Source organism: Vibrio halioticoli NBRC 102217 (genome assembly GCF_000496695.1).
Classification (GTDB): Bacteria; Pseudomonadota; Gammaproteobacteria; order Enterobacterales; family Vibrionaceae; genus Vibrio; species Vibrio halioticoli.
Genome location: NZ_BAUJ01000050.1, coordinates 21,881 through 29,649, shown reverse-complemented (window position 1 = coordinate 29,649; position 7,769 = coordinate 21,881). Strand labels below are relative to the sequence as shown.

General features: G+C 44.4%; 3 protein-coding genes. All 3 read right to left on the bottom strand.

Annotation, left to right across the window (positions count from 1 at the left end; translation table 11 throughout):
- Positions 1–121 precede the first annotated feature (121 nt).
- On the bottom strand, positions 122–2,719 hold the full coding sequence (gene acnB / locus VHA01S_RS13835; protein WP_023404984.1) for a bifunctional aconitate hydratase 2/2-methylisocitrate dehydratase: 2,598 nt from the start codon (positions 2,717–2,719) through the stop codon (positions 122–124).
- A gap of 290 nt (positions 2,720–3,009) precedes the next feature.
- Positions 3,010–5,316, bottom strand: a complete 2,307-nt coding sequence (locus tag VHA01S_RS13830) for a patatin-like phospholipase family protein (protein WP_023404983.1) — start codon at positions 5,314–5,316, stop codon at positions 3,010–3,012.
- A 70-nt stretch (positions 5,317–5,386) separates the two neighbouring features.
- The gene (gene mrcB, locus VHA01S_RS13825; RefSeq protein WP_023404982.1) at positions 5,387–7,759 is read right to left on the bottom strand and encodes a penicillin-binding protein 1B; all 2,373 of its coding nucleotides are present in this window, start codon (positions 7,757–7,759) and stop codon (positions 5,387–5,389) included.
- Positions 7,760–7,769: the final 10 nt, after the last annotated feature.

Here is a 7,769-nt window from a genome sequence, read left to right as displayed (position 1 = left end):
TCATTCGCCCTTTGAAATCTATGTCTACTTATAAACAATGGCTTGTCGAATATAATGTAGTTTAACAGGCATAAAAAAACCGCTGACTAGCAGCGGTTATTGAGAGTAATCGTGTTAACGATTAGGCCGGTTCTTGAAAGATCACGGTATCGGCTTTTTCAGTGTATTGCGCCATACGGTGGAAGTTCAAGTAACGGTAGGTGTCGGCAGCTGTCGCATCAATCTGAGAAGAGTACTCTAAGTATTCTGCTTTAGTTGGTATACGCCCTAAAATTGCCCCTACTGCGGCTAATTCAGCTGACGCTAGATACACGTTAGCACCCGTACCAAGACGGTTCGGGAAGTTACGTGTTGAGGTAGACATGACGGTCGCCTTGTCGGCAACACGTGCTTGGTTACCCATACATAGCGAACAGCCCGGAGTTTCAATACGCACCCCTGCACGTCCAAAGATGCCGTAGTAGCCTTCTTCTGTCAGTTGATCGCGATCCATCTTAGTTGGCGGAGCCACCCATAGGCGAGTTTCTAGCTGACCGTTAAACTTATCTAGCAATTTACCTGCGGCGCGGAAATGCCCAATATTGGTCATGCACGATCCGATAAAGACTTCATCGATATCAGTACCTTGTACTGCAGATAGCGGACGAGCATCATCAGGATCATTCGGTGCGCACAAAATTGGTTCATCAATTTCTGCAAGATCAATCTCGATAACGTGCGTGTATTCAGCGTCTTTATCCGCTTCCATTAGCTCTGGATTATCTAGCCACTCTTGCATCGACTTAATACGACGTTCAATGGTACGCAGATCCCCATAACCTTCAGCGATCATCCACTTAAGCATGGTGATGTTAGAGTTTAGGTACTCTTCGATAGACTCGCGAGACAACTTAACAGTACAACCTGCCGCACTTCGCTCAGCAGACGCATCAGAAAGCTCAAAGGCTTGCTCTACAGAAAGGTGCTCAACACCTTCAATTTCAAGTACGCGACCAGAGAATTCATTCACTTTACCCGCTTTTTCTACCGTCAATAAGCCTTGCTTGATGCCGTAGTAAGGGATGGCATGAACCAAATCACGTAATGTAATGCCCGGTTTCATTTCGCCTTTAAAGCGCACCAAAATTGACTCTGGCATATCCAGTGGCATTACGCCTGTTGCCGCCGCAAACGCCACCAAACCAGAACCTGCTGGGAAAGAAATGCCCAGTGGGAAACGAGTATGGGAGTCGCCACCTGTACCTACTGTATCAGGCAGAAGCATGCGGTTTAACCATGAGTGAATAACACCATCACCCGGACGCAGTGAAACGCCGCCACGGTTCATAATAAAATCAGGCAGTGTATGGTGCGTAGTCACATCAACAGGTTTTGGATACGCTGATGTATGACAGAAAGACTGCATCACTAAGTCAGCAGAGAAACCTAAACACGCCAGATCTTTTAGCTCATCACGAGTCATAGGGCCGGTAGTATCTTGCGAACCTACTGTCGTCATCTTCGGCTCACAGTACGTTCCCGGACGAATGCCCGCAACGCCACATGCTTTACCAACCATCTTCTGCGCTAAAGTAAACCCTTTGCCAGTATCTGCGATTTCGCCTGGCTTACGAAATACCTCTGATGGCTCAAGCCCTAGTGAAGTACGCGCTTTGTCTGTTAGGCCACGACCTACAATCAAAGGAATACGACCACCAGCACGAACTTCATCAATAAGCACGTCTGTTTTTAATGCAAACTCAGCGATCACTTCGCCGCTTGCATGATCACACACTTTACCTTGGTATGGGTAAACATCGATAACGTCACCCATGTTCAATTTAGTGACATCCACTTCGATTGGTAATGCGCCTGCATCTTCCATGGTATTAAAGAAGATAGGGGCGATTTTACCACCAAGCACATAACCACCTGCGCGCTTGTTCGGCACGTGAGGAATATCATCCCCCATAAACCACAACACCGAGTTAGTCGCGGATTTACGAGAAGACCCCGTACCGACAACATCACCCACATAAACCAACTGGTGACCTTTCTCTTTTAACGCTTCAATTTGTCCAATCGGACCAACTGTGCCAGCATTATCAGGATTTATACCTTCACGCTCATTTTTTAGCATAGCTAAAGCGTGCACTGGGATATCAGGGCGAGACCAAGCATCTGGCGCCGGAGAAAGATCATCGGTATTGGTTTCACCTGTGACTTTAAACACAGTCAAAGTGACTTTTTCTTGTAGCTCAGGTTTTGACAAGAACCATTCAGCGTCAGCCCAAGACTGCACCACTTGCTTCGCATATTCATTGCCCGCTTTGGCTTTCTCTTCTACATCATAGAAAGCATCAAACATTAGCAAAGTGTGTGAAAGTGCTTTGGTTGCGATAGGCGCAAGCTCTGCGTCATCTAGCAGGCTAATCAGTGGTTCAATATTGTAACCACCGAGCATAGTACCAAGCAGTTCGGCTGCTTTTTGTTTTGACACTAGCGGCGATATAACGTCACCTTTAGTGACTGCGGTTAAGAAGCTAGCTTTGACATAGGCGGCTTCATCAACACCTGGTGGAATACGATTTTCTAAGAGATCTAAGATGAAGGTATCTTCACCTTGAGGTGGGTTCTTTAGTAATTCAACAAGTGCAGCGACTTGTTCTGCATCGAGGGGCTTTGGAACCACTCCCTGTTCAGCACGCTCAGCTATATGATTGCGATAAGCTTCAAGCACAACTTCATTCCTCTGGTTGTGGTCTGTAGCAAAAACTACAGACATCCTTTGATTAGACACTTCTTCCTATTGTCGTAACATTGCTGTATGCGGTAAGCATTACAGTAAACAAGCGCCAAAATGGTGTAGCGAGAATATCAAATTTAACATCAAATTAAAATCTCACCATTTTGACCAACATAGCAACTTAGGATGAAAGTACGGGGAAATCCTAGAAAAACTGTAAACCTAAGTAATTCGTTCGGCTAGATTTACAACCTTACATTTAAACTGATTATTAAATTCATTGGTTATTTATAGGCATTACCTATCGAAAGATAAGCGGCACCCATGCCATCTTCTGTCTGACCGTACCCCAACAACACGGGGCCGATAGGAGAATCAATACCAATGTAAGCCGACCCTGCGACAAATAACGGTGCATTCTTAATATTGTGTTTTGAACCTGACCATACTCCACCATATTCAGCGGATAACCCCACATAAATTGGCGACTGGAACATGCCAAAGTCATTTTCAAACCAGCGATAACGATACACGAGCATAGCAAACGCTTTGTTTTGACCTATCAAGCTATTGCGCGGAATACCAGATAGGTGTTGGAAGCCGCCCAGATCATACGGGTCAATGGGCGCGACATTATTAACCGAATCAAACAAACCTAATTCAGCATTACCCACAAAGGTATGTTTTTGATGGAAAGTAACCGCCGATAGCCAACGAACCTTATATTCATCCACTCGCTCTTCATCGTAACTTGAATCCTCATTATCGACCTTATCAAATGAGGTTAAGTATTCCATAAATAAGTAAGAGCCTTTGGTCGGCAAACTGGCATTATCTAAGGTGTCTGCGACATACTGTACATAAACACCTTTACGATCGTATGAAATATCTCCGGCTGATGAGAAGGTCGATAGTTTCGCTCTGCCAGTTGTATAACGTAGCCCTACTGATAACTGGTTCCATAATGCTGGCTGTAAGCCAATGCTGGCATCGGCTTTAAATTCAGAGTAAGTCACGGGAATATAGTTGGTCACATCCGATAAGTCGGTGATCTCTCCGCCTTGTACATTGGCAAGTGCTACGTTGCGGTTTTCATCAGAGTATTGCACCAATACGGTGTTATATAGCAACTGATTGGAAAAGAAAGGCGTATAAAGATCGGCAGCAATCAACTTATCGGTACCTAGCTCGGCGCTAGTTCTCATCTCGCCACCTTCCCAACCAAGGTCGGTAAAGTTAGCTGAAGCACCAATGGCATACTGACTAGTGGTCGTAAAATCATCTTCTAGGAAGAAGCGAAAGTTTAAATAGTTAGGACCCCAATCTTTTTCATCAACATCGATCACTAAGGTATTTTCTAAATCTTGCTGTTCGTATTTATAAGTGATTTTTTCAAAGCGGTCTAACGCATACAAGCGTGAAACCGCATTTTCAATATCTTCAGATGTTGGGGGATGATCAGGATCGATAGCAAGACGGTGATACAACACTTCTGAATTAAAATGGGTTTGGTTCACCATTTCAATCTTATCAATCGGCACATCATCACCAAATACGATTTGTTGTGCTTTTTGCTCTTTTTGTTGCTTGTAAGCGGCGTAATCTTCTTCTGATAAAGCAAATTTTTCTAGCTCTGCTTTATGCTTCATCGCATCTTCGTAGCCACGTTGATAGGCTTCTGGCATAGCACTGAAATCGGTAGTACCTATTTGTCCTACTTCGGGAGTTAATAGTACATCTTTGTCCGAAAGAAGTTTGCCTTGATCGATGGTGCCACGTTTGACCAAGTAATTCGAAAGCTGTCCGCCAACATCAAGGAAACTCGCCAGTTGTTCTTCGGTTTTATAATCTGAAGAGATATCAACCGCAATGATGTAATCCGCCCCCATCTTCTGAGCTAAATCAACGGGCATGTTATTCACCACGCCACCATCAACTAAAAATTGGCCATCGAGCTCATAAGGTGGCAATGCACCTGGCACAGACATGGATGCCATCATGGCATCGACTAAGTAGCCTTTATCTAATACCACTTGCTTAAGATTAACGATATCTGTCGCCACCGCACGATAGCGAATAGCAAAGTCATCAAAACTGTCTACTTTGAGAGGAGAATGGGAAGTTTCACGTAAAATGCGCAGCATTCCTTGCCCTTGCACTACGCCTTTTGGGGTTTTTATTTTCCCCCAACCTATGCCTAAATCGGCATTGATTTGGTATTGATCGTCGTAAGCTTTATCACGAATGCGTCGGTCAGCGCGATCCACTTGATCGCGATAACCTAAATTCCAATCTATCGCCGTTAAATAAGATTGAATTTGATCAGCACTTTGTCCGGTGGCGTATAAACCGCCAACGTACGACCCCATGCTTGTACCAGTAATGATATCCACTGGAACTCGCATTTCTTCTAAGGCTTTTAAGACACCAATATGAGCAGCGCCCTTTGCGCCGCCCCCGGCTAATACCACACCAATCGTTGGTCGTGATTTAGACGTAGCTTGATTAATCTCTGTCGCCGAAGCGGGATTCGCATTAACTGCAACTGTAAAAAATACAATTATGCCAACCAACAATGCATTACGTAGCAATTGAAAATCCTATAAATCCATTTACGAGAATACCTACAAATCTAACATACTTTTTGACTTTTCATCGCTACTACCAAGGTAATATTTTTTTAAACCAAGGCTTTGCATTCGATTCACACTCACTCAAAGCTTGTCCACTGGCATCCCAGACAGGTAATTTAAATTTGCTATTACAGTCTACAGCAAGGCTACCATCTTCAAGTTTACGATAACCCAGAGTACGAATACCTTCTGGCCAAGGCAAGCTAAGCACTTCTGGTTCACGTTGTTTCAAGTAATCATCATAAACTCGCAAAGCGCCAGATGAACCAGTTAAATGCGCTTCTTTGTTATCATCTCTGCCCACCCATAAAGTCACCACTTCTCGTCCGTCTACGCCAACAAACCAACTGTCACGACCGTCATTACTGGTACCGGTTTTGCCAGCTAAAGCAAAGCGAGAAAAATGATTGGTTAGATAACGACCAGAACCTTCGCTGACTACTTTTTTCATTGCATAGGTTGCCAGCCAAGCGGCCTGCTCTGGCACCACTTGTCGAGCACGAGGCAGTGATTGATACAACACTTCATCATCTTGGTTTTTCACTACTCGCAGCGCTGTTAATGGCACTTTTTTACCTGAGTTAGTTAACGATTGATACATTTGCGCCACTTGATATGGCGTTAAGGTAAATGCACCTAAAAACATGGACGGCAGTGGTCGAATCTCACCTTCATCAACGCCCAATTTTTCAATGGTGTGTTGTACATTTTTAATGCCTAAGCTCATCCCTAATCGCACCGTAGGTACATTTAGTGAATGCGCTAAAGAGCGATAAAACGGAACTTTACCTCTAAATTTCCTATCAAAGTTTCTCGGCGTCCAAGTACTGCCTTTATTGCCTTTTAATGAAATGGGTTCATCAATTAAGGTGGTGGCTAATTGATACTTATCTGGTTGCATCAAAGCATCTAAATAGATGGCAGGCTTAACCAAAGAACCGATTTGACGAGAAGCATTTAATACCCGATTAAAGCCGTCATAACCGGTTCGTCGGCCTCCAACCATAGCGCGGATTTCACCGGTTTTTCTATCTACCGCTATCGCGGCCGCTTCCAGTTGCGAAGGTTTGCCTTTTTCTAACCTAGGTAAGGTTTCTCGCACCGCTTTTTCCAGCATCGACTGAGATACAGGATCTAAAGTAGTAAATAGACGTAGCCCCATATGTTGCTCAAAATCACTGCCTACATTTTGCTGCAATTCATTTTTTAACTGCTGGAAGTAGGCCGGCTGACGGCTAGCAATACGCGGCGTTTTTTGCAGATCCAAATCACGGCTGATCGCTTGTTGATACTGCTCAGCGTTAAGATAGCTTTGCTCAAACAAGAGCTTCAAAATCAGATCGCGACGCTGTTTTGCTCGTTGCGGATGACGAATTGGGTTGTAATACGACGGCCCTTTCACCAAGCCCACCAGCATCGCCATTTGATCAATACGCAACTCTTGAATCGGTTGCCCAAAGTAAAAACGCGCTGCCAAGCCAAAGCCGTGAATGGCCTGACCTGCACTTTGCCCTAGGTAAACTTCATTAAGATAGGCTTCTAAAATTCGATCTTTGTCGTAACGATGATCAATGATGATCGCAATTAAAGCTTCTCGAACTTTACGCCACAAGGTTTTCTCTCTGGTTAAAAAGAGGTTTTTACTCAATTGCTGAGTTAAGGTGCTGCCCCCTTGCACCGCTCGACCTGCTTTTAAGTTCACTATAAATGCGCGGGCAATTGCGGTAGGAGAAACGCCATCATGATGATAAAAGTCACGATCTTCGGTGGTTACCAACGCATCCACCAAAAACTCTGGGTAATCTTGTCTTTTTACAAACAGTCTTTGCTCGGTAACGTTTTTCTCTAACATGCCAAGCATTTTCGGCTCTAAACGCAAAAAGCCCAATTGACCCTTTTTCTCTAAAGATTCAATTTTTGTCACGCCAGTTTTGTTGAAGTACAACATGACATGACGATCCGGCTCTGGACCATCTTGAAATTCAAACGGACGACGAATCAGCTCAATTTTAGTGCTAGAAGCCGAGTATTCTCCAGGAAACTTAGGTGAACGAACCTTACGATAATGTAGAACATCAAGCTCTTTTAGCATCTGAGAATGGGTAATTTTAGAGTCGGGCGCTAAGTTTAAGATGCGTGCATACACCACGGTAGGCAAATCAAATAGCTGCCCTTCAAAGCGTCGTTCGACAACCGTATTTAAGTACACCATCACAAATGCCAATACTGCAAATCCTGCTAGGCTGGCTTTCCATGTTATGCCCCACAACGTTTTCTTCCACGAGCGCGGATGTTTGGCTTTGGCGGTGCGTTTTGAGACCACTGATTTTTTCAGCGGCTTTTTCTTGGCCGCTGTTTTTTTAGTTTGACGCGGTTTTGGCGGAGTCCGTTTATCTGGCACGCTATGATTC